We start from the raw sequence: 19,659 nt of genomic DNA on the forward strand, positions 1-19,659 counted from the left end.
TGAGCGGGCTTTTTTATTGCTTGAAATTGGCATGTCAGCAGCCATTTTGCGCAATTCTGGTCATATTTTGTCTCTTATTACCCCATAACCAGCTTTCCCTATCACCTTTGCTCAAATAACAAGGCCCTTCGCTCCCTTGTTTGCTGATGTGATAATTGCTACCTCATGGTGGCCTGTCCATTTGGTTCTCCACTCGACTCTCTGCCGCCGAAACACGGCGCCAAGCCTGCAATTAGGGTTGTATCTGCTTCATAACTCGGTAGAGTAAAGGGCATCTTGAGTTTGCCTGTACCCTCTCCTTTTTTCTCTCTGGTACGGGCGTAACTTGGCCTGCTTTTATCAACCTTAAGTCAGTGGTATCGATATGGAACAAGTAAACAAGTCCACCTTCAGCGATGTACTGGAATATGTGCGTATGTCCCGTCGCCAGAACAAACTCAAGCGCGAGATCGCCGACAACGAGAAGAAGATCCGTGATAACCAGAAGCGGGTACTGCTGCTCGACAACCTGAGCGACTACATCAAGCCGGGTATGAGCATAGATGAGGTTCAGGCCATCATCGCCAACATGCGTACCGACTATGAAGAGCGCGTCGACGATCACATCATCAAGAATGCCGAGCTGTCCAAAGAGCGTAAAGATCTGAGCTCCAAGCTCAAGGCCATGAGCTCCAGCAAGTAGTCCAGCCTAGCTGCTACCTGAAAACACCGGCTTTTGGCCGGTGTTTTGTTTTCCGCCATCAGCTCGGATCTCTTCGCGCGCTGCAACAATCGGCTCCCCTTTTTATAATCGCCCTGTTACCATCACTACAAAGCGGTCAATAGTTTTCAAGCCATTGACTTGAAAAGACTAAGCTTGAGTGAAACACAATAAATTGCGCAACCATGGTGGGGCTGATATGGGCGCATCAGAACAGACGGATTTGAACAAAGTGGCATCTCAGGATTCATCCGTCCCACGCGCGGACGGCAAATACACGCGCAAACGTCGTCCCTGGTGGCGCTGGTTGTTCTGTTTTCTCTTTTTGCTGTGCCTGGCTGCCGTGATCGCCCTGGTTGGCTATGAGATGCAGACATCGAGGCTGCAGTCGCAGGAGATCTCCCGCTATGCTGCTAAGCTGACCTATCAGGTCGAGCCGGGCCCCAGCAAACAGATAGCCTTCCCCGATGATGGCCCCTTCGACAAGCGGCTCGGTTACGTGCTGCTGCCCATGATGCAAGAGCGCTTGCTGCAACGGGGTTATCAGGTCAGCGAGCAGGTGCATTTTTCCGATGCGCTCTATGACTATGCCAGTCGTGGTTTTTTCGTTCCCTATACCGAGAAGGTGCAGGCTGGGCTGACGCTGCATGACTGCCGGGCCGAGCCCTTCTATCAGTTCAAGTATCCGACCCACTATTACCCGGATTTTGCCTCCATCCCGCCGCTGGTCATACAGTCGCTGCTGTTCATCGAGAACCGTGATCTGCTGAGCAACGAGCAACCGCTGGCGAACCCGGCGGTGGATTGGCCCCGTTTTGCCAAGGCAGCCATGTCCCAGGTCGGCAAGGCGCTGGATATGCAGGATCAGTCCGCCGGTGGCAGCACACTGGCGACTCAGGTCGAGAAGTATCGTCACTCACCGGACGGTCTGACGCTATCTCCCACCGAGAAGATCCGCCAGATGGCCTCGGCCAGCGTGCGCGCCTATCGCCTGGGCCCCAAGACGCTGGAGGCGCGCAAGCTGGTAGCCTGGGCCTACCTCAACTCGGTTCCGCTCTCCGCCGCTCCAGGTTATGGCGAGGTGCATGGCTTGGGTGATGGCCTCTGGGTCTGGTTTGGTGCCAACGTGGACGAGGTCAATCGTCTGCTGGATCCGGCCCGCAACCAGGATGCACCGCTTGCAGAGCAAGGGCTCGCCTTGCGTCAGGTAGTCTCGCTGATGATTGCCCACCGTCGCCCCTCCTACTATCTGGCACAGGGGCGCGATGCACTGGCGACCCTGACCGACAGCTATCTGCGCCTGTTCGTGCAGGAGGGAATGATCACGCCGCCATTGATGGAGGCTGCTCTCAAGGCCAAGATAGGTTTCCGCGACTTCCTGCAGTCCCCTGCGATGACCAAGGTAAACAACAACAAGGGTTTGCAGGTCGCGCGTACCCGTCTCAGTCGCCAGCTCGGGGTGCAGTTGTATGATCTGGACCGGATGGATCTGACCGCTGACACCAGCCTCAACATGCCGCTGCAAAACGAGATTTCCCGCTACCTGCAGCAGCTGGCAGACCCCGCCATCGCAGCCCAGGTAGGGCTGTTTGGTGAGCGCCTGCTCTCGCCGGAGAAGACGGGGGACGTGAAATACAGCTTTACCCTGTTCGAGAAGTCGCCGGAAGGCTTCAAGGTGCGGGTGCAGACTGACAACACGGATCAGCCGTTCGATATCAACGAGGGCAGCAAGCTGGAGCTGGGGTCCACCGCCAAGTTGCGGGTATTGACCACCTATCTGGAGATAGTGTCCGAGCTGCACGACAGCTATGCGGACATGTCTGCGGAGAGCCTGCGCAAGATCGAGGTATCAAATCAGGACAACATCAGCCGCTGGGCCGTCTCCTATCTGATGACGGCCAAGGACAAGAGCCTGCCACTTATGCTGGAGGCCGCGCTGGATCGCAAGTATTCCGCCAGCCCGAGCGAAGGTTTCTTCACCGGTGGTGGCATGCATACCTTCAACAACTTCCGTCGTGAGGATAACGGTCGCATTCCGGCGATCCGCGACGCGCTGCGCGAGTCCATCAACCTGCCGTTCGTGCGTCTGATGCGCGATATAGTGCGCTACAGCCTGTATCGGGAGGGCAACCGTGCCCAGCTGCTCAAGGATGACAAGGATCCGCGCCGTACCGAGTATCTGGCCAAGTTTGCCGATAAAGAGGGCCAGACTTATCTGCTGCGCTTCTGGCGCAAGTATCGCGGCAAGACTGCAGATGAGCAGCTCGACACCTTCTTGGATGGCCTCAAGCCCAGCGCAGTGCGGCTCGCCGCCGTGCATCGCTACCTGATGCCGGATGCCTCGCAGGAGACCTTTGCCGCCTTCCTGGCCAAGCGACTGCCGCGTGACAAGCTGAGCGACCGGCGGATAGAGCAGCTCTATACCAGCTATGGTCCCGGCAAGTATTCGCTGCCGGATCAGGGCTACATAGCCCGGGTTCACCCGCTGGAGCTGTGGCTGCTCTCCTACCTCAAGGAGTTTGACAAGGCGACCTTTGCCGATGCGGTCGAAGCCAGCCGTGATGAGCGCCAAGAGGTGTACAGCTGGCTGTTCAAGACCCGTCACCGCAGTGCCAGGGACAGCCGTATCCGCACCATGCTGGAGGTCGAGGCTTTCCTCGATATTCACCAACGCTGGGCCAGACTGGGCTACCCGTTCGATCACCTGGTCCCCTCGCTGGCGACGGCTCTGGGCAGCTCGGGGGACAGACCCGCAGCACTGGCCGAGCTGATGGGGATCATCCAGAACGGTGGCATTCGTGCGCCGACCCTGCGTATCGAGCACCTCTCGTTCGCCAAGGGCACGCCGTTCGAGACAGCGTTTGAACCGCTCCATACCGAAGGCACCCGGGTGCTGCCGGCCGAGGTGGCGACCGCGTTGCGCAATGCGCTGTCGAAGGTGGTGGAAGGGGGAACCGCCAGGCGTATAGCCGGCGCCTTTGCCCTGCCGGATGGCACAGTCCTGCCGATGGGGGGCAAGACGGGCACGGGTGACAACCGGATCGAAACGGTCGGCCGTTATGGCAACGTGACCAGCTCGTTGGCACGCAACCGGACCGCGACCTTCGTCTTCTATCTGGGGGAGGATCACTTCGGTACCCTGACCGCCTATGTGCCGGGCAGCCAGTCAGACAAGTTCCGCTTCACCTCTGCCCTGCCGGTGCAGGTACTCAAGGGGATGGCGCCACTGCTGATGCCTTATCTGCAACCCGGTACCCATACCCAGTGCCTCGCTGGCAACTAGCGCGCAGAGCTGCATAAAAAAACGGGGCCAATATGGCCCCGTTTTACGCTGTGTCGATTGCTGCTCGCCATGGGGCGTGAGCCATCACTTACAGCAGGTTTTCTATTTCACCGCGCAGGTACTGGTACATTTCGCGATAGGCGACCGGCGGCTTGTTCAGTTCCCGTTCCTTGTTGGCGGAACGGATCAGCTGACGCAGCTTCTGGCGGTCCAGCTCATGAAACTGGGACATCAGCTCGTTCAAGGCGCTATCACCTTCGGTGATCAGGCGCTCACGCCACTGCTCCAGACGATGCAGGCGGGCATTCACGGTGGAATGGCGGTTCTTGATAATGGAGAGCGCTTCTTCAATCGGTTCGATATCACGGCTGCGCATCAGACGGCCGATGAACTGCAAATGGCGACGGAAGGACTCATCCTTCTTGGGCTTGAGTTTGCGGCCCAGCTCGACAGCATCTGCAAGCTCTTCATCCAACGGGATTTTTTCCAGCTCGCTGTGGCTCAGGGAGACTATCTCCGCGCCCAGCTTCTGCAGCACTTCCGCATCGCGCTTGAGCTGGGTCTTGCTGGGGCCCCAGTCTTCCAACTCGTTGTCGTCTTGATATTGACTCATCGGTCTCTTGATTCCTGTCATTCACGTTGGTGGATATGTTACCAGCTTCTCCCGCTGGGCGCAGGGGTCTGATATGCTTAGCCCCCTTTCCTTCCTTCATACAGATGTGAGTTATGGATCAGCAAGACCAAATTCGCCAGGATCAAGCCCATCTCGAGGCCGTCGTTGCCGAGGCACTGGAGATAGCCAAGGGACTGGGTGCCTCGCTGGCCGAAGTCTCCATCAGCAAGCAGACTGGGTTGTCGGTGAACACCCGCGGTTGTGAACTGGAAAGTATCGAATTCAACAAGGATGGTGCCCTTGGCATCGCCGTTTATCGCGATGGCTGCAAGGGATCCTCCTCGACTACCGATCTGGGCAAGCCGGCCATCCGCGCCGCCGTCGAAGCGGCCATGGAGATAGCCCGCCACACCTCGCCCGATGACTGCGCCGGTCTGGCTGATGCGGACCTGCTGGCCTGGGATGCCCCCGATTTGCAACTGTGCCACCAAATCGAACTGGATCCCCAGCGCGGCATCGAGCTGGCCATCGAGTGCGAGCGGCTGGCGCTGGGTCGCGATGCCCGCATCAAGCATTCCGACGGGGCAGGTTTCTCCAGCCACCTCGGCATCAAGGTCTATGGCAACAGCCACGGCTTCGTCAAAGGCTATGCGGCGTCACGCAACTCCCTGAGCTGTGTGCTGATCGGTGAGCAGGATGGCGACATGCAGCGGGATTACGGCTACTCCTCCAGCCGCGATCTGGCCGGGCTATGGAGCCCGCAGCGCATCGCCGACGAGGCGGTGGAACGCACCGTCTCCCGCCTCGGCGCTCGCAAGATCTCCACCCGTCATGCTCCCGTGCTGTTTCACCCCGACACGGCCGCCGGCCTGTGGGGCCATCTGGTGATGGCCATCAGCGGTGGCAATCTCTATCGCAAGTCGAGCTTCCTGCTGGACAAGCTGGGCAAGCAGATCCTGCCCGAGTGGCTCACCATTCAGGAGTTCCCCCACCTGCTGGGCGGGCTGGCTAGTACCCCGTTCGATGGGGAAGGGGTGCGTACCCGCGACATGGACATAGTACGCAACGGCGAGCTGATGAGCTGGCTGCTCACCTCCTATTCGGCCCGCAAGCTGGGGTTGACCACTACGGGTCATGCCGGTGGCATCCACAACTGGCAGGTTTCCAGCACGGGTCAGAATTTCCAGGAGATGCTCAAGGAGTTGGGCACAGGCCTGCTGGTGACCGAGCTGATGGGGCAGGGGGTCAACATCGTCAATGGCGACTACTCCCGTGGCGCCGCCGGCTTCTGGGTCGAGAATGGCGAAATAGCCTACCCGGTCGAAGAGATCACCATAGCCGGCAATCTGACCGAGATGTTCAGCCATATAGTGGCGGTGGGCAGCGACGAAGATGAGCGCTCCAGCCTCAAGACCGGCTCTGTGCTGGTCGAAAATATGAAGCTGGCGGGTCACTGATCCCCGTTCCCACGAAATCGATGCCATGAAAAAGGCCCCCTCGCCAACGCGAGGGGGCCTTTTTATCAGCCTGCGATCAGGGAAAATCAGCCCTTGATGCGCTCGATGCGGCCACCCAGGGCCTGCAGCTTGTGCTCTATGTCTTCGTAGCCACGGTCGATGTGATAGATGCGGTCGACTATGGTGGAGCCTTCGGCCACGAAGCCGGCCAGCACCAGACTGGCGGAGGCGCGCAGATCGGTCGCCATCACCTGGGCACCCTTGAGTTGCTCGGTGTCACGGCAGATGGCCACGTTGCCTTGCAGTTCGATGTCTGCGCCCATCCGTACCAGCTCAGGTACGTGCATGAAGCGATTCTCGAAGATGGTCTCTGTGACCATGCCTGTGCCCTTGGCGACGGCGTTCAGCACTGTGAACTGTGCCTGCATGTCGGTCGGGAAGGCCGGGTAAGGGGCCGTCTTGATGGTGACCGGCTTGAGGGTACGACCCGTCATGTCGAGGCTGATCCAGTCAGCGCCCTTCTCGATCAGGGCACCCGCCTCTTCCAGCTTGACCAGCACGGCTTCCAGCAGGGAGGGATCCGTCTTGCGGCAGGTGATCTTGCCGCCGGTAACCGCAGCGCCCACCAGGAAGGTACCGGTTTCGATGCGGTCAGGTTGCACGCTGTAGCTGCCACCGTGCAGACGCTCGACACCGTCTATGGTCAGGGTATCGGTACCCGCGCCCTGGATCTTGGCACCCAGCGCATTGAGGAAGTGGGCCAGATCGACCACTTCCGGCTCGCGTGCGGCGTTTTCGATCACGGTGCGCCCGTCGGCCAGAGTAGCGGCCATCATCAGGTTCTCGGTGCCTGTAACGGAAACCATGTCCATCAGGATGTGGGCGCCTTTCAGACGGCCGTCAACGCGGGCCTTGATATAACCATCCTCGATGGTGATCTTGGCACCCATCAGCTCCAGGCCGTGGACGTGCAGGTTGACCGGACGGGCACCGATGGCGCAGCCGCCGGGCAGGGAGACGTCGGCAGCACCGAAACGGGCGGCCAGCGGGCCCAGCGCCAGGATGGAGGCGCGCATTGTCTTCACCAGCTCGTAGGGGGCGACGTGGTTGTTCACCGCACCGGTCAGCACTGTCACGTTGCCGTTGACCTTGGTGGTGGCGCCCAGCATCTCCAGCAGCTTGATGGTGGTACCCACGTCTTTCAGGCGCGGTACGTTGGAGAGGTGGATCTCTTCATCACACAGCAGGGTGGCGAACAGGATAGGCAGGGCGGCGTTTTTGGCGCCAGAGATGGTCACTTCGCCGTTGAGAGTACAACGACCATCAATTTTAAATTTGTCCATTTACTTAGATACCAAATCAGGAGGGCAGTAGGAATTTACGTTCGCGCTTCCACTCGGCATCGGTAAAGGCCTTGATGGAGAGTGCGTGAATGGCGTTGCTGGCGATCTTGTCCATCAGCGGGGCATAGATGGCCTGCTGCTTCTTGACCCGGCTCATACCGTCAAACATGTCACCGACGGCGATCACTTGATAGTGACTACCGTCCCCTTTGACATGGACTTCGGACAATGGCAGAGCCTCGAGGAGTATCGCTTCAATTTCAGAGACTTGCATTATGCGTCCTCAGTTGTGAGCGGGGTTGACTGAAACAGCCCGGCCACCCCGTACAGGTTGGCCAGGGTATAAAAATCAGTGGAGGCGCCCACCAGTTGCGGTGTGGCGCCTCGTGCCAATGCGGCTTTGGCCCATTTGACCAGCAGGGCCAGTCCTGCGGAGTCCAACGTGGTGACTTCGCCCAGTTCGAGCCGATCTTCCTGCCACCAGTCGGCGCGGCGTTGCCACAGCTCAACGACCTGGGGTGCCTGCAGCTCGCCGCTCAGTCTCATGACTTGATGACCAGTGGCTTGGCATTGTGGGCGCGCAGCTGGGCGATCACCGCATCTATGCCGTTCTGGCGAATGAGGCCACCCAGCTCGTTCTGCTTGGCAGAGAGCAGGCTGATCCCTTCGGCGACCATGTCGAAGGCTTTCCATTCGCCGGTCTTGTTGTTCTTGCGCAGCTTGAACTCGAGGAAGATGTCCGGTTTGCCGGTCTCTTTCACGCTGACGTTGACGGCCGTGATGTTGCTGTCACCCGGCGCCTTGCCAGGCTCGACCTTGACGGTCTGCTTGTCGAAGTGCGCCAGCGCATCGGCGTAGGAGCTCACCATGTACTCGGTGAATACCTCGACGAAGGCGTCACGCTGGGCCGGGGTGGTCTGCTTGATCTGGTTGCCGAGCACCTTGTAGGCGGCGAAGCGGTTGTCCACGTAGGGCAGCAGCTCTTCACGTATGATGACCCGCAGGTGATCCGGGTTGCTCTTCACCTGGGACTTGTCCGCCTTCAGGCGGGCAAAGGTCTGCTTGGCCGCTTCGTCCACCAGGGCATAGGGATCGGTGGCATCGGTGGCGTGAGCGACCAGGGAAAACAGCATGCTGGTCATCAGGCCCAGCAGCAGGGCGATCTTCTTGAACATGGTTACTCCTTACTTGCTGTCTGACTTGGTGTCGGAAGACTGGCTGTAGAGGAACTTGCCAATCAGGTCTTCCAGCACAATGGCGGATTTGGTGTCTTCAATCATGTCGCCATCCTTGAGCATGCTGGTCCCCATCTCCTCGTCGGTGAAACCCGGCATCAGGCCTATGTACTGCTCACCGAGCAGGCCGGAGGTCAGGATGGATAGGGTGCTGGTTTCAGAAAACTCGCCGGCACTCTTCTGCATCTGCAGGGAGACGACTGGCACCTGGCTCTTGGTATCCAGGGTGATGGCGCTGACCCGGCCGACGACGACGCCACCGACCTTGACCGGTGAACGTACTTTCAGGCCGCCGATATTATCGAAATGGGCGCGCAGGGTATAGGTTTCTCCTTCCGGTTTGAAACTCAAACCTGCTACTTGCAGTGCCAAGGCCAGAATGGCACCGATGCCGGCCAGCATGAAGGCGCCAACCAGGAATTCTACTTTGCTGAACTTCATCTTTACCTTATCCAAACATGACTGCGGTGAGTATAAAATCCAGGCCGAGCACGGCCAGGGAGGAGTGGACCACGGTACGGGTCGTGGCCTGACTGATCCCGGCCGAGGTCGGCTTGGCATCATAACCGTTAAAGAGCGCAATCCAGGTGACAACCAGTGCGAAGATCACACTCTTGATCGCCCCTTGCATGATGTCATCCTGCCAGTCGACTGAGGCCTGCATGGCGGACCAGAAGCCCCCTTCGTCCACCCCCAGCCAATCCACACCGACCAGCTTGCCGCCGAAGATGCCGATCAGGCTGAACATGAAGGCCAGCAGCGGCATGCTGATGACCCCGGCCCAGAAGCGGGGAGCCACCACCCGGCGGAGCGGGTCTACCGCCATCATCTCCAGGCTGGAGAGCTGTTCTGTTGCCTTCATCAGACCTATCTCGGCGGTGAGGGCAGACCCGGCACGGCCGGCAAACAGCAGCGCCGTCACGACCGGGCCCAATTCCCGCAACAGGGAGAGGGAGACCAGCGGGCCCAGGCTCTGCTCGGCACCGAAGTCTTTCAATACGTTGTAACCCTGCAACGAGAGCACCATGCCGATGAAGAGACCGGACACCAGTATGATGGCAACGGACTGCACGCCCACCACATACAGCTGCTGAAGCAGCAGGGGGAAGTGTTTGCGCGGCTCGGGTTTGCCCGCCAGCGCATGAAACAGCATTATGGTGGCGCGGCCGATGGAGCTGATGAAACGCACTCCGACCCGGCCCAGCTTGCTTACTTGGCTTATCAACATCACAGATCCTGTAGCAGGTCGCCTGCCGGAAAATGGAACGGAACAGGACCGTCGGGCAATCCTTTGAGGAACTGCTCGACTTCGGGATTGTGCTCCTCGCGCAGCTGATCCGGCGTGCCGTGTGCCACCACCTTGCGGTTGGCGATGATATAGGCGTAGTCGGCTATGCTCAGCACCTCTTTCACGTCGTGGGTGACGATGACGGAGGTGATACCGAGGGCTCCGTTCAGCTCCTTGATCAGCTTGACCAGCACCGCCATTGTGATGGGATCCTGGCCGACGAACGGCTCGTCATACATGATGAGGTCCGGATCCAGCGCTATGGATCTGGCCAGCGCCGCTCGGCGGGCCATGCCGCCGGAGAGTTCGGACGGCATCAGTTTCGCTGCGCCACGCAAACCGACCGCCTGCAACTTCATCATGACGATGGTGTGGATCAGCTCGTCCGGCAGGCCTGAGTGCTCCCGCAGCGGGAAGGCCACGTTGTCGTAGACCGTCATGCCGGTAAACAGGGCGCCGCTCTGGAACAGCATGCTCATCCGCTTGCGCACCTCGTACAGGCGGGAGCGGGAGAGGGTGGGGATATCTTCCCCGTCAAACAGGATATGACCGGACTCAGGCTTGAGCTGGCCACCGATCAGCCGCAGCAAGGTGGTCTTGCCGATGCCGCTCGGGCCCATGACCGCAGTGACCTTGCCACGGGGAATGGTCAGGTTGATCCCGTCGTATAACAGCCGATCTCCGTGACTGAAGGTCAGATCGGAGATGGTGATAAGGTCATTGTTCAAACAATTGTCCATCCGGTGTAAATGAAGAGCGAATTTTATGGGCTAGTCTAGGTCTAAGCAACAGCAAGGAACAACTATTGAACAGCCTGCCTGCCCAAAAGCGCGACAGTTTTGTGTAACCAATTGTCTCTCTTTTAGGACCGAGAAGTATCCGATTCGCTTATCTCGACAGACTTTTTTATAATCCCGCAGCAAATTTCGGCCCGGAGCTGTGCCTTTATGTCTGTAAAGCCTGAAAAAGTGTCTGAACTGTTCGATTTTCGTCGCAGCGCCCGTACCGTGCTGGACATTGAAAAACAAGCGATTGATGGACTCTATCAGTACCTGAATGATGCCTTCGATCAGGCATGCAACCTGGTGCTGCGCTGCAGTGGCAAGATAGTGGTCACCGGCATGGGCAAGTCAGGTCATGTCGGGAGCAAGATTGCTGCCACCCTGGCCAGCACCGGCACCCCCGCCTTCTTCCTGCACCCTGGCGAAGCCAGTCACGGGGATCTGGGGATGATCTCCAGCGGCGATCTCATCATCGCCATCTCCAACTCGGGCGAGAGTGACGAGATCCTGGCCCTGCTGCCGGTGCTCAAGCGCCGTGGCATCCAGTTGATCTGCATGACGGGCAATCCCGCCTCCACCATGGCCAAGGAAGCGAACGTGCACCTGTGCGTGCGGGTCGAGAAGGAGGCGTGCCCGCTCGGGCTGGCGCCCACCTCCAGCACCACAGCCACTCTGGTGATGGGGGACGCTCTGGCGGTTGCCCTGCTGGAAGCCCGTGGTTTCACCGCCGACGATTTCGCCCTTTCTCACCCGGGCGGGTCGCTGGGCAAGCGGTTGCTGCTGCGGGTCGGTGACCTGATGCACAGCGGCGAGCTGTTGCCCCGGGTGGGGATAGATGCCACCATCAGCCAGGCGCTGCTGGAAGTGAGTCGCAAGGGGCTGGGGATGACGGCGGTCGTCGACGCCGATGGCCGGCTGGCCGGGCTCTTTACCGATGGTGACTTGCGCCGCATCCTGGATCTGCAGGTGGATATCCATCACACCCCGATCGCCAAGGTGATGACGGCCAACTGTGTTACCGTAGGACCCGAGATGATGGCGGCAGAAGCCGTCAAATTGATGGAAACCAGAAAGATCAACGGATTACTGGTGGTGGATGAGGACAAGCGCCCACTGGGTGCCTTCAACATGCACGACCTGCTGAAAGCCGGAGTAATTTGATGCAAAACGTACCGACCCTCTACGGTCCGGTGACGCGCAGCCAGTATGACAGGGCGGCGCAGATCCGCCTGCTGGTGTGCGATGTGGATGGAGTTCTCTCCAACGGCCTCATCTATATGGGCAATGATGGCGAAGAGCTGAAGACCTTCTGTACCCGCGACGGCGCCGGCATGCGCGCCCTGCTCAACGCCGGGATCGAGATCGCCATCATCACGGGGCGCAACTCCCGCATCGTCAGCGACCGGATGAAGAGCCTGGGTGTGCAGCATCTGGTGCAGGGGGCAGATCAGAAGCTGCCCCACTTCGAGATACTGCTGGCCAAGCTGGGGCTGACGCCGGAGCAGGCCGCCTACATGGGTGATGACACCATAGATCTGCCGGTGATGCAGGCCTGTGGCCTCGGCATCGCCGTGGCCGATGCCCACCCACTGGTGCTGGCCCGGGCCGACATGGTGACCCGACTGGCCGGTGGGCTGGGTGCTGTGCGCGAGGTGTGCGACCTGATACTGCAGGCACAAGGGCTGGGTAACTATCAGCCAGAGGCATCGGTATGAGCAGACAGACGCTGCTGTTTGCCCTGCTGTTTCTGGTGGCGCTGGCCGCCTGGCAGCTCGGCGACATAGAGCTGGTGCCGGAGCCGACCGCCAAGGTCGAGAACTATCAGCCGGACTTCACCGCCAAGAATCTGGTCACCACCCGCTTTGACGCCGATGGGCGGCGCACCGAGCGGCTGGAGTCCGAGTATGCGGAGTATTACCAGCTCCTCGAACAGGCCACCTTCAACAAGCCGGTGGTCTACATGTTCGACAAGCAGGGCGAGGCCGAGTGGAAAGTCACCGCCGATACCGGCGTGCTCAACACGGATGACAACGTGATCCTGCGGGACAAGGTACATCTGGACGGCCTGCTGCCCACCTCCTTCATCTCCACGCTGGATACCCCCTATATGGAGCTGGATCTGGTGACCCAGAACGTGAGAAGCAATCAGCAAGTCAGCATAGTGGGTAAGGATTTCCAGACCGAGGGCGTTGGCCTGAAGGGTCATCTGGAACGCAAATATTTTGAATTACTGGACCAGGGCCATGCCATCTATTTCAATGAAAAACGTTAATCTGGCCCTCGCGGCCTTGCTGCTGTGCGGCACCGTGAGCGCCAAAGAGTCCGACTTTGCCGAGAAGGTCTACGTGGATGCGGTCAAACAGGTGGCCGAGATGCAGGACAACCGCATCACCTTCAGTGACGATGTCATCATCACTCAGGGCACCATCAAGATTAAGGCCGACAAGGTAGTGGTGATCCGCTCCGGCGAGAAAGGGGCAGAGGTCATGACGGCCTATGGCAATCCCGCCACCTTCTTCCAGATCCTGGACAACGGCAAGCCGGTCAATGCCCACGGCAACAGCATCCGCTACGAGCTGAAGAACCGGCTGGTGACCATCACCGGCAATGGCCAGCTCAAACAGGAAGACAGCCAGGTCAACGGCGATCTGATCCGCTACGACATCGTCAAACAGAAGATGATCGCCGAGAGCAAGGGCCCGACCCAGCGCGTCAAGACGGTGTTCCTGCCGGATCAGGTAGAGAACTTCGACAAGCCCGCCGATCAGAAGAAGCAGGGAAAATAAGCCATGGCAGTGTTGAAAGCAGTCGGCCTGCAAAAAAGTTACAAGCGCCGCATGGTGGTCAGCGATGTGAGCCTGGAAGTGGGTACCGGCCAGATCGTCGGATTGCTAGGTCCGAACGGCGCCGGCAAGACCACCTCCTTCTACATGATAGTGGGACTGGTGCAGAGCGATGCCGGTCTCATCACCATAGACGATCAGGACATCAGCCTGCAGCCCATGCATATCCGAGCCCGCAACGGCATCGGCTATCTGCCGCAGGAGGCCTCCATCTTCCGCCGCCTGTCGGTGTTCGACAACCTGATGGGGGTCATGCAGACCCGCAAGGGGCTGAGCCGCGAAGAGCGGGAAGACAAGGTCGAGCAGTTGCTGGAAGAGTTCAATATCACCCACATTCGCGACAACCTGGGTCAGAGCCTGTCCGGGGGGGAACGACGCCGGGTCGAGATCGCCCGCGCGCTGGCGGCCGAGCCGCGTTTTATCCTGCTGGATGAGCCGTTTGCCGGGGTCGACCCCATTTCTGTGATAGACATCAAGAAGATCATCCAGCATCTGAAAGATAGAGGCCTGGGCGTCTTGATCACCGACCACAACGTCAGAGAGACTCTGGACGTATGCGAGAAGGCTTATATCGTCAGCCACGGCAAGATGATTGCCGAAGGTGCACCGGCCGAGATACTGGCCGATGAACAGGTCAAGCGCGTCTATTTGGGCGATCAATTCAGTCTATAGTAAGGGGGCATCTCTTCATTTCCTGTGACGACTGCCTCGCTGAACATAAGGATATCCCGACGTAGATGAAGCCGACATTACAGTTGCGTCTCGGTCAGTCCCTGACCATGACGCCGCAATTACAACAAGCGATTCGTCTGCTCCAGCTCTCCACCCTGGAACTCCAGCAGGAAATTCAGCAAGCGCTCGATAACAACCCCTTGCTGGAGCAAGAGGAGAATGAGGTGCAGGAGACCAGCCCGGAAGAGCCGGTCGATGCCAGTCAGCTCGACTCCAGCGATGCCATGGCCCAGGATCAGATGCCGGACGAGTTGCCGGTGGATACCACCTGGGAGGATGTCTACTCGGCCGGCACGGCCCAGAGCGCAGGCCCCATCCACGATGGGGAAGACAGCGTCTATCAGGGCGAAACCACCGAGAATCTGCAGGACTATCTGCTGTGGCAGATGCGACTCACGCCGTTCAGCGATCTGGATGCCGCCATTGCCCTCGCCATCATAGATGCCATCGATGATTCCGGGTATCTGACCGTCTCCCTCGAAGATATACAGACGGCGGTGAGCAGCGAGGATGTCGAGGTGGAACTCGACGAGGTTGAGGCCGTGCTCAAGCGAGTGCAGCATTTCGATCCGGTCGGCATCGCCGCCCGTTCGGTACAGGAATGTCTGTTGATCCAGCTCGGTCAATACGCCCCCGAACTGCCCTGGCTCACCGAGGCCAGAGAGGTGATCAACGAGCACATGGACTTGCTCGGCAATCGCGATTATCGCACCCTGGCGCGCAAGACCCGGCTCAAGGAGAGTGACCTCAAGGAGGTGCTGGATCTCATCCAGCAGCTGGAGCCCAGACCGGGCAATGGCATCATACAGAGCGACTCCCAGTACGTGATCCCGGATGTGACCGTGGTCAAGAAGGGCACCAAATGGGTGGTCGAGCTCAATCCCGATTCCGCGCCGCGCATCCGGGTCAACGAGACCTATGCCGCCATGGCTCGCCAGGCGCGCACCAGCCAGGATACCCAGTTCATCCGTTCCCATCTGCAAGAGGCCAAGTGGTTCATCAAGAGCCTGGAGAGTCGCAATGACACCCTGCTCAAGGTGGCCAGCTGCATTGTCGAGCAGCAGCAGGGCTTTTTCGAGTATGGTGAAGAGGCCATGAAGCCCATGGTGCTCAACGACATCGCCGAAGCGGTAGAGATGCATGAGTCGACCATTTCCCGGGTAACGACCCAGAAATACATGCATACGCCCCGCGGCATCTTCGAACTGAAGTTTTTTTTCTCCAGTCATGTGAATACTGAAGGAGGAGGAGAGTGCTCATCGACCGCAATTCGCGCGCTGATCAAGAAGCTGGTGACGGCAGAGAATCCCGCCAAGCCGCTAAGTGATAGCAAGATCGCGGATTTGCTGGCCGAACAGGGTATTATGGTGGCGAGACGCACGATCGCAAAGTACCGTGAATCCTTGTTGATCCCGCCATCCAATCAGCGCAAACGCCTGGTTTAGGCAAAACAAAAGGAAGACGTTATGCAAATTAACCTGACCGGACACCATGTCGAGATCACCGAAGCTCTGCGTGATTATGTGAACAACAAATTTGCCAAACTCGAGCGTCACTTTGACCACATCAACAATGTTCATGTGGTGTTGAGCGTAGAAAAACTGAACCAGATCGCCGAAGCCAAGCTGCATGTCAGCGGTGGCGAGGTGTTCGCCAATTCACAGCATGCCGACATGTATGCTGCGATTGATACCCTGCTGGACAAGCTGGATCGGCAGATCATCAAGCACAAAGATAAGTTAAATCAAAAATAACTATGCAACTTGAACACATACTGAGTCGGGACTGCACCAAAAGTGCGGTCCCTTGTACCAGCAAGAAACGCGCCCTTGAGATCATCAGTGAATTAGCCGCTGAGCGCCTGGGGACCTCTCGTCAGGCGTTATTCGAGTGCCTGCTGGCCCGAGAAAAGATGGGCAGTACCGGTATCGGTGCCGGTATCGCCATTCCCCACGGCCGGATCGGTGACGAGTTTCCGCCGACCGCCATCCTGATGACCTTCGCAGAGCCAATCCCCTTCGACGCCATCGACAATCAACCGGTTGACCTGCTCTTTGCCCTGCTGGTGCCGGAAAGCGAGTGCAAGCAGCACCTCAAGACCCTTTCCCTGATGGCATCCAAACTGGGTGACAAGGCGGTTTGCCGCCAGTTGCGCCAGGCAACCAGCGATGAAGATCTCTATCAGATCATGACCTCGGCCTGAGATGCAGGCCTCCGTCATGACCCCAAGCGGTGAGGGAACAAGATGCAATTAATAGTGGTAAGTGGGCGCTCCGGCTCGGGCAAGACAGTTGCCCTGCGTGTGCTGGAGGATCTCGGTTATTACTGCGTGGATAACCTGCCGGTCAACCTGCTGCCCCAGTTGATCGTGTCGGTCGAGAGCCAGTATGACAAGCTGGCGGTCAGCATAGACGTGCGCAACCTGCCGGTGAGCCCGGACAAGCTGGAGACCCTGCTGGCTCAGGTGCGCAACGAGGGCCGGGTCGAATTTTCCAGCTTCTTCTTCGATGCGGAAAACTCCACCCTGCTCAAACGCTACGGCGAGAGCCGCCGGCTGCATCCCCTGTCGCGCAAACAGCTGTCGCTGGATGAGGCGATCCGGGAAGAGACCCACCTGCTGGCACCGCTCTCCTCGACCGCCGATCTGCGCATCGACACCACCAACCTCAGCATTCACGACCTGAGCGAGCTCATCAAGACCCGGGTGCTCGGCAAGAAAGAGAACGAGCTGGTGCTGGTGTTCGAGTCGTTCGGTTTCAAGTACGGCATCCCCAAGGACGCCGACTTCGTGTTCGATGCCCGCTTCCTGCCCAATCCGCACTGGATCCCCGAACTCAAGCCCTTTACCGGCAAGGACGAGCCTGTAGCACGCTACCTCTCCAGCCAGCCGGACGTGATGCAGTTCATCCTGCAGATTGAGAACATGCTGGCGACCTGGCTGCCGCATCTGGAGCGCAACAATCGCAGTTATGTGACTGTGGGGATAGGTTGCACCGGTGGTCAGCACAGATCCGTGTTCATCGCCGAACAGCTGGCCAGCGCATTCCGGCTGCTGGGCAAGAACGTCCAGATCCGCCACCGCACCCTCGACAAGAGTGCGCCGCAATATTGATGGACCAATAGGGAGATCAGATGACCGTCTCAGCCTCGGTGGAAGTCAAAAACAAACTGGGTATGCATGCCAGGCCGGCCATGATGCTGTTCGAGCTGGTGCAGGGCTTCGACGCCCACGTGCTGCTGCGCAACGAGGATGGCATAGAGGCCGATGCGGACAGCGTGATCGGCCTGCTGATGCTGGATTCGGCCCAGGGCAAGCAGGTGGAAGTGCAGGTGGAGGGCCCCGAAGAAGTGGAGGCGCTGGCTGCCGTGGTGGCGCTGTTCACCTCCGGCTTCAACGAGGAGTGACCCACTCCCCGCCCTGGTTCAGGAACCGGTGCGCGCCAGCCCCTTGAAGCTGGCAAAATCCCGACAAGCCAGCAAATTCTTGCTGGCTTTTTCGTTCATCAGCGCCAGAAACAGGTCGTAGAGCCCCATCGCCTCTTCGTAGTCCGCCTTGCTGATGGCCAGCACGAAGATGAGGGTGGCTGTCTCGCCATTGCCCCAGTCAATCCCCTGGGGGGCCAGCACTGTATAGACCAGGGTGCGCCGCGCCAGCAGGCCGAGGGAGTGGGGCAGGGCTATGCCTTCCCCCAGCAGGGTGGAGACGATGCGCTCCCGCTCGTGCAACGAGCTTCTGAATCCGCTCTCCACCCGATCTTCGGCCTCCAGCTGATCGCAGATCCTGGCAAACAACTGGCTCTGGCTGAGTGGCTCACTTACCACCATGAAGTGGTCGGCATCGAAGTATTTGTCGAGCAGGTAGGGGCGGGTGCGGTCGATCAGCACCAGCTTGCCGAGCTGCTCCAGCTGATACTGGGTCGGGAAAGGGGCGACTTGTACCACGGGCGCGTTCTTCTCGGCCACCTTGACGGTGCTGATGACGAAGTCCTGCTCGATCCGCGCCAATCCCTCGTAATCTCGCACCGACTCCAGTGTCGTCAGCTGGAGCTGGGGGTATTCCCGCTTGATGCGCGCCTCCAGCACCCGGAAGGTGGCGTTGCCGGCGTCACATAGCAGCAGCGCCTGGGGGCGACGGGTATAGCCGATGTCATAGTGGCGCTCCAGCCCGACTCCGATATGGATCACCAGATAACCTATCTCGTGATGGGTCAGCCGGTAGGGAGTCTGCCTGATCCACTCAGAGATGGCCGCCAGGGTGATGTCGTAGGCGAGGGGATAGTACTGCTTGATGTGATCCGCCAGCGGATTGTGGCTGCCAATCTGGTATTTGACCCGTAGCAGCATGGCGCTGATGTGGGTCTGCAGATCCGCCCGCAACTGCAGATCGCCGCGCAGATCATAGGGGTAGTGCTGGTGGATGTAGGCGAGCAGATGCTCGACCAGCTGCTCACTCTCGGCGGCCATGGCCGGGCTGAGCCTGGGCGTGTCGGCGGTGAGGCGGGCCTGGATCTGGATGGCGAGGCAGGCGATCTCCTCCGCTCCCGGCGGTGTCAGGGTCGGCAGCTCGGCGTAGATGTCGCGGGCCACGGCGGCCAGAGTCTGGGTGATGTCGTCGCTGGCAAACTGGTGCAGCTCGTGGCCGGCCGCCTGGCGCAGCAGGGCGACGGCGCAGTAGATGGCGAGCTGCTGCAGGCTCTCGTCGGCCAGGCGCAGCTGGTGATGGCCGAGCTGGGCATGGATGTGATTGCCCACTACCTCCAGCGTCTTGCTGGGGCAAAGGTTGGGCAGCAGGCTCTGCAACTGGTTGTTGTGGATCAGCTCCTGATAGAGCAGCTGGGTGAGGCAGGCCCGGATCGCCGTTTCGCTCCCCTGGATGCGCATGCCGAGCCGTGGCTTGCTGTCGATGGCGAGTCCGAAGTGGGCGAGTCGCTCCCGCACCTCCGCCATGTCCCCCTGCAGCGCCGCCCGGCTCAGATACCAGGTATCCGCCAGCTCGTCGAGCTTGATCCCCTGTTCCGCCGTCAGCAGCAGGATCTGCAGGTGCTGCACCCGCTCGCGGCTGGTTCGGGGCAGGCTGCTCTCCTGCTCCTGGGCCGCCAGCAACTCGTCAAACAGTCCCTGATTGTAAATCTTGAGCTGGTAGCCGCTGCCGCGCTGGTGGATCAGGTGGGCGCCGTGGGTGGCGATCAGCTCATTGAGGGTCGCCACGTCGGTGCGCACCGTGCGGGTGGAGACATTGAGGCGGCGAGCCAGCTCCTCCTGTGGCAGCGGTTCGGCATGGAGCTGGGTCAGCAGTTGATGGAGTCTGGGGTGGGGCAGCTTGGTCATGAGAGGGGACGGGACTCCTGTCGCGAAATAAGAGGTCGATGTTAACAAGCGACTC

At 59.5% G+C, this 19,659-nt stretch carries 22 protein-coding genes; 13 read left to right on the plus strand and 9 right to left on the minus strand.

Going from position 1 to position 19,659, the window contains the following annotated elements:
• The first annotated feature begins 364 nt into the window (after positions 1 to 364).
• Together tmaR and BN1118_RS01685 are read left to right on the plus strand one after the other, a co-directional pair.
• Positions 365 to 682 (plus strand): PTS system regulator TmaR, encoded by a 318-nt coding sequence (tmaR, locus tag BN1118_RS01680; RefSeq protein ID WP_042868369.1) that lies wholly within the window; start codon positions 365 to 367, stop codon positions 680 to 682.
• A gap of 217 nt (positions 683 to 899) precedes the next feature.
• On the plus strand, positions 900 to 3,983 hold the full coding sequence (locus tag BN1118_RS01685; protein ID WP_043554296.1) for a transglycosylase domain-containing protein: 3,084 nt from the start codon (positions 900 to 902) through the stop codon (positions 3,981 to 3,983).
• 88 nt (positions 3,984 to 4,071) lie between these two features.
• Here the strand turns inward: BN1118_RS01685 and yjgA are convergent, their stop codons facing one another.
• Positions 4,072 to 4,596 carry a ribosome biogenesis factor YjgA gene (gene yjgA / locus BN1118_RS01690; protein ID WP_042868365.1) on the minus strand — a complete coding sequence of 175 codons (525 nt, stop codon included), beginning with the start codon at positions 4,594 to 4,596 and terminating at the stop codon, positions 4,072 to 4,074.
• Between the two features lie 113 nt (positions 4,597 to 4,709).
• On the opposite strand from yjgA, the gene pmbA reads away from it, so the two are divergent.
• On the plus strand, positions 4,710 to 6,053 hold the full coding sequence (gene pmbA, locus BN1118_RS01695) for a metalloprotease PmbA (RefSeq protein WP_043140022.1): 1,344 nt from the start codon (positions 4,710 to 4,712) through the stop codon (positions 6,051 to 6,053).
• 86 nt (positions 6,054 to 6,139) lie between these two features.
• Here the strand turns inward: pmbA and murA are convergent, their stop codons facing one another.
• The 7 genes from murA to mlaF are packed head-to-tail and all read right to left on the minus strand — an operon-like array spanning position 6,140 to position 10,659.
• Complete coding sequence (gene murA, locus BN1118_RS01700; protein WP_042868361.1) at positions 6,140 to 7,396, minus strand: UDP-N-acetylglucosamine 1-carboxyvinyltransferase; 1,257 nt, start codon at positions 7,394 to 7,396, stop codon at positions 6,140 to 6,142.
• A 16-nt stretch (positions 7,397 to 7,412) separates the two neighbouring features.
• Positions 7,413 to 7,670 (minus strand): BolA family iron metabolism protein IbaG, encoded by a 258-nt coding sequence (ibaG, locus tag BN1118_RS01705; RefSeq protein WP_005306001.1) that lies wholly within the window; start codon positions 7,668 to 7,670, stop codon positions 7,413 to 7,415.
• On the minus strand, positions 7,670 to 7,942 hold the full coding sequence (locus tag BN1118_RS01710; protein WP_042868359.1) for an STAS domain-containing protein: 273 nt from the start codon (positions 7,940 to 7,942) through the stop codon (positions 7,670 to 7,672). The genes ibaG and BN1118_RS01710 overlap by 1 nt, the downstream gene beginning before the upstream one ends.
• Positions 7,939 to 8,571, minus strand: coding sequence for a phospholipid-binding protein MlaC (gene mlaC, locus BN1118_RS01715; RefSeq protein WP_042868357.1), 633 nt, complete (start codon positions 8,569 to 8,571; stop codon positions 7,939 to 7,941). The genes BN1118_RS01710 and mlaC overlap by 4 nt, the downstream gene beginning before the upstream one ends.
• A 9-nt stretch (positions 8,572 to 8,580) precedes the next feature.
• Positions 8,581 to 9,072: an outer membrane lipid asymmetry maintenance protein MlaD gene (gene mlaD / locus BN1118_RS01720; RefSeq protein ID WP_043554298.1), complete on the minus strand. Its 492-nt coding sequence runs from the start codon at positions 9,070 to 9,072 to the stop codon at positions 8,581 to 8,583.
• A gap of 7 nt (positions 9,073 to 9,079) precedes the next feature.
• Positions 9,080 to 9,859 (minus strand): lipid asymmetry maintenance ABC transporter permease subunit MlaE, encoded by a 780-nt coding sequence (gene mlaE, locus BN1118_RS01725; protein ID WP_042868353.1) that lies wholly within the window; start codon positions 9,857 to 9,859, stop codon positions 9,080 to 9,082.
• On the minus strand, positions 9,859 to 10,659 hold the full coding sequence (gene mlaF / locus BN1118_RS01730; RefSeq protein ID WP_042868351.1) for a phospholipid ABC transporter ATP-binding protein MlaF: 801 nt from the start codon (positions 10,657 to 10,659) through the stop codon (positions 9,859 to 9,861). Before mlaF ends, mlaE begins: the two co-directional genes overlap by 1 nt.
• A 207-nt stretch (positions 10,660 to 10,866) precedes the next feature.
• Between mlaF and BN1118_RS01735 the strand changes: the two genes are divergently transcribed.
• The 10 genes from BN1118_RS01735 to npr all read left to right on the plus strand — a co-directional run bounded on the left by BN1118_RS01735 (position 10,867) and on the right by npr (position 17,681).
• The gene (locus tag BN1118_RS01735; RefSeq protein WP_043140012.1) at positions 10,867 to 11,862 is read left to right on the plus strand and encodes a KpsF/GutQ family sugar-phosphate isomerase; all 996 of its coding nucleotides are present in this window, start codon (positions 10,867 to 10,869) and stop codon (positions 11,860 to 11,862) included.
• Positions 11,862 to 12,416: a 3-deoxy-manno-octulosonate-8-phosphatase KdsC gene (gene kdsC, locus BN1118_RS01740; protein WP_043554299.1), complete on the plus strand. Its 555-nt coding sequence runs from the start codon at positions 11,862 to 11,864 to the stop codon at positions 12,414 to 12,416. Before BN1118_RS01735 ends, kdsC begins: the two co-directional genes overlap by 1 nt.
• Positions 12,413 to 12,973 carry an LPS export ABC transporter periplasmic protein LptC gene (gene lptC, locus BN1118_RS01745; RefSeq protein WP_043554300.1) on the plus strand — a complete coding sequence of 187 codons (561 nt, stop codon included), beginning with the start codon at positions 12,413 to 12,415 and terminating at the stop codon, positions 12,971 to 12,973. The genes kdsC and lptC overlap by 4 nt, the downstream gene beginning before the upstream one ends.
• Positions 12,960 to 13,487 carry a lipopolysaccharide transport periplasmic protein LptA gene (gene lptA / locus BN1118_RS01750; RefSeq protein ID WP_042867839.1) on the plus strand — a complete coding sequence of 176 codons (528 nt, stop codon included), beginning with the start codon at positions 12,960 to 12,962 and terminating at the stop codon, positions 13,485 to 13,487. The genes lptC and lptA overlap by 14 nt, the downstream gene beginning before the upstream one ends.
• A gap of 3 nt (positions 13,488 to 13,490) precedes the next feature.
• Positions 13,491 to 14,216, plus strand: a complete 726-nt coding sequence (gene lptB / locus BN1118_RS01755) for an LPS export ABC transporter ATP-binding protein (protein WP_042867841.1) — start codon at positions 13,491 to 13,493, stop codon at positions 14,214 to 14,216.
• A 65-nt stretch (positions 14,217 to 14,281) separates the two neighbouring features.
• The gene (locus BN1118_RS01760) at positions 14,282 to 15,721 is read left to right on the plus strand and encodes an RNA polymerase factor sigma-54 (RefSeq protein ID WP_043554301.1); all 1,440 of its coding nucleotides are present in this window, start codon (positions 14,282 to 14,284) and stop codon (positions 15,719 to 15,721) included.
• A 21-nt stretch (positions 15,722 to 15,742) separates the two neighbouring features.
• Complete coding sequence (gene hpf, locus BN1118_RS01765; RefSeq protein ID WP_005305957.1) at positions 15,743 to 16,030, plus strand: ribosome hibernation promoting factor; 288 nt, start codon at positions 15,743 to 15,745, stop codon at positions 16,028 to 16,030.
• A gap of 2 nt (positions 16,031 to 16,032) precedes the next feature.
• Positions 16,033 to 16,479, plus strand: coding sequence for a PTS IIA-like nitrogen regulatory protein PtsN (ptsN, locus tag BN1118_RS01770; RefSeq protein WP_042867845.1), 447 nt, complete (start codon positions 16,033 to 16,035; stop codon positions 16,477 to 16,479).
• Positions 16,480 to 16,521: 42 nt separating this feature from the next.
• Complete coding sequence (gene rapZ, locus BN1118_RS01775) at positions 16,522 to 17,388, plus strand: RNase adapter RapZ (RefSeq protein ID WP_043140001.1); 867 nt, start codon at positions 16,522 to 16,524, stop codon at positions 17,386 to 17,388.
• 20 nt (positions 17,389 to 17,408) lie between these two features.
• Positions 17,409 to 17,681, plus strand: coding sequence for a PTS phosphocarrier protein NPr (gene npr, locus BN1118_RS01780; protein WP_005314403.1), 273 nt, complete (start codon positions 17,409 to 17,411; stop codon positions 17,679 to 17,681).
• A gap of 18 nt (positions 17,682 to 17,699) precedes the next feature.
• On the opposite strand, the gene BN1118_RS01785 is transcribed toward npr, so the two are convergent.
• Positions 17,700 to 19,604, minus strand: a complete 1,905-nt coding sequence (locus BN1118_RS01785) for a BglG family transcription antiterminator (RefSeq protein WP_043554303.1) — start codon at positions 19,602 to 19,604, stop codon at positions 17,700 to 17,702.
• Positions 19,605 to 19,659 lie beyond the last annotated feature (55 nt).

It is taken from the genome of Aeromonas bestiarum (genome assembly GCF_000819745.1).
Taxonomy (GTDB): Bacteria; Pseudomonadota; Gammaproteobacteria; order Enterobacterales; family Aeromonadaceae; genus Aeromonas; species Aeromonas bestiarum.

Excerpts from the sequence above, each read along its gene's own strand:
- tmaR (WP_042868369.1), top strand. The coding sequence starts at position 365 with ATGGAACAAGTAAACAAGTCCACCTTCAGCGATGTACTGGAATATGTG.
- BN1118_RS01685 (WP_043554296.1), top strand. The coding sequence starts at position 900 with ATGGGCGCATCAGAACAGACGGATTTGAACAAAGTGGCATCTCAGGAT.
- yjgA (WP_042868365.1), bottom strand. The coding sequence starts at position 4,596 with ATGAGTCAATATCAAGACGACAACGAGTTGGAAGACTGGGGCCCCAGC.
- pmbA (WP_043140022.1), top strand. The coding sequence starts at position 4,710 with ATGGATCAGCAAGACCAAATTCGCCAGGATCAAGCCCATCTCGAGGCC.
- murA (WP_042868361.1), bottom strand. The coding sequence starts at position 7,396 with ATGGACAAATTTAAAATTGATGGTCGTTGTACTCTCAACGGCGAAGTG.
- ibaG (WP_005306001.1), bottom strand. The coding sequence starts at position 7,670 with ATGCAAGTCTCTGAAATTGAAGCGATACTCCTCGAGGCTCTGCCATTG.
- BN1118_RS01710 (WP_042868359.1), bottom strand. The coding sequence starts at position 7,942 with ATGAGACTGAGCGGCGAGCTGCAGGCACCCCAGGTCGTTGAGCTGTGG.
- mlaC (WP_042868357.1), bottom strand. The coding sequence starts at position 8,571 with ATGTTCAAGAAGATCGCCCTGCTGCTGGGCCTGATGACCAGCATGCTG.
- mlaD (WP_043554298.1), bottom strand. The coding sequence starts at position 9,072 with ATGAAGTTCAGCAAAGTAGAATTCCTGGTTGGCGCCTTCATGCTGGCC.
- mlaE (WP_042868353.1), bottom strand. The coding sequence starts at position 9,859 with ATGTTGATAAGCCAAGTAAGCAAGCTGGGCCGGGTCGGAGTGCGTTTC.
- mlaF (WP_042868351.1), bottom strand. The coding sequence starts at position 10,659 with ATGGACAATTGTTTGAACAATGACCTTATCACCATCTCCGATCTGACC.
- BN1118_RS01735 (WP_043140012.1), top strand. The coding sequence starts at position 10,867 with ATGTCTGTAAAGCCTGAAAAAGTGTCTGAACTGTTCGATTTTCGTCGC.
- kdsC (WP_043554299.1), top strand. The coding sequence starts at position 11,862 with ATGCAAAACGTACCGACCCTCTACGGTCCGGTGACGCGCAGCCAGTAT.
- lptC (WP_043554300.1), top strand. The coding sequence starts at position 12,413 with ATGAGCAGACAGACGCTGCTGTTTGCCCTGCTGTTTCTGGTGGCGCTG.
- lptA (WP_042867839.1), top strand. The coding sequence starts at position 12,960 with ATGAAAAACGTTAATCTGGCCCTCGCGGCCTTGCTGCTGTGCGGCACC.
- lptB (WP_042867841.1), top strand. The coding sequence starts at position 13,491 with ATGGCAGTGTTGAAAGCAGTCGGCCTGCAAAAAAGTTACAAGCGCCGC.
- BN1118_RS01760 (WP_043554301.1), top strand. The coding sequence starts at position 14,282 with ATGAAGCCGACATTACAGTTGCGTCTCGGTCAGTCCCTGACCATGACG.
- hpf (WP_005305957.1), top strand. The coding sequence starts at position 15,743 with ATGCAAATTAACCTGACCGGACACCATGTCGAGATCACCGAAGCTCTG.
- ptsN (WP_042867845.1), top strand. The coding sequence starts at position 16,033 with ATGCAACTTGAACACATACTGAGTCGGGACTGCACCAAAAGTGCGGTC.
- rapZ (WP_043140001.1), top strand. The coding sequence starts at position 16,522 with ATGCAATTAATAGTGGTAAGTGGGCGCTCCGGCTCGGGCAAGACAGTT.
- npr (WP_005314403.1), top strand. The coding sequence starts at position 17,409 with ATGACCGTCTCAGCCTCGGTGGAAGTCAAAAACAAACTGGGTATGCAT.
- BN1118_RS01785 (WP_043554303.1), bottom strand. The coding sequence starts at position 19,604 with ATGACCAAGCTGCCCCACCCCAGACTCCATCAACTGCTGACCCAGCTC.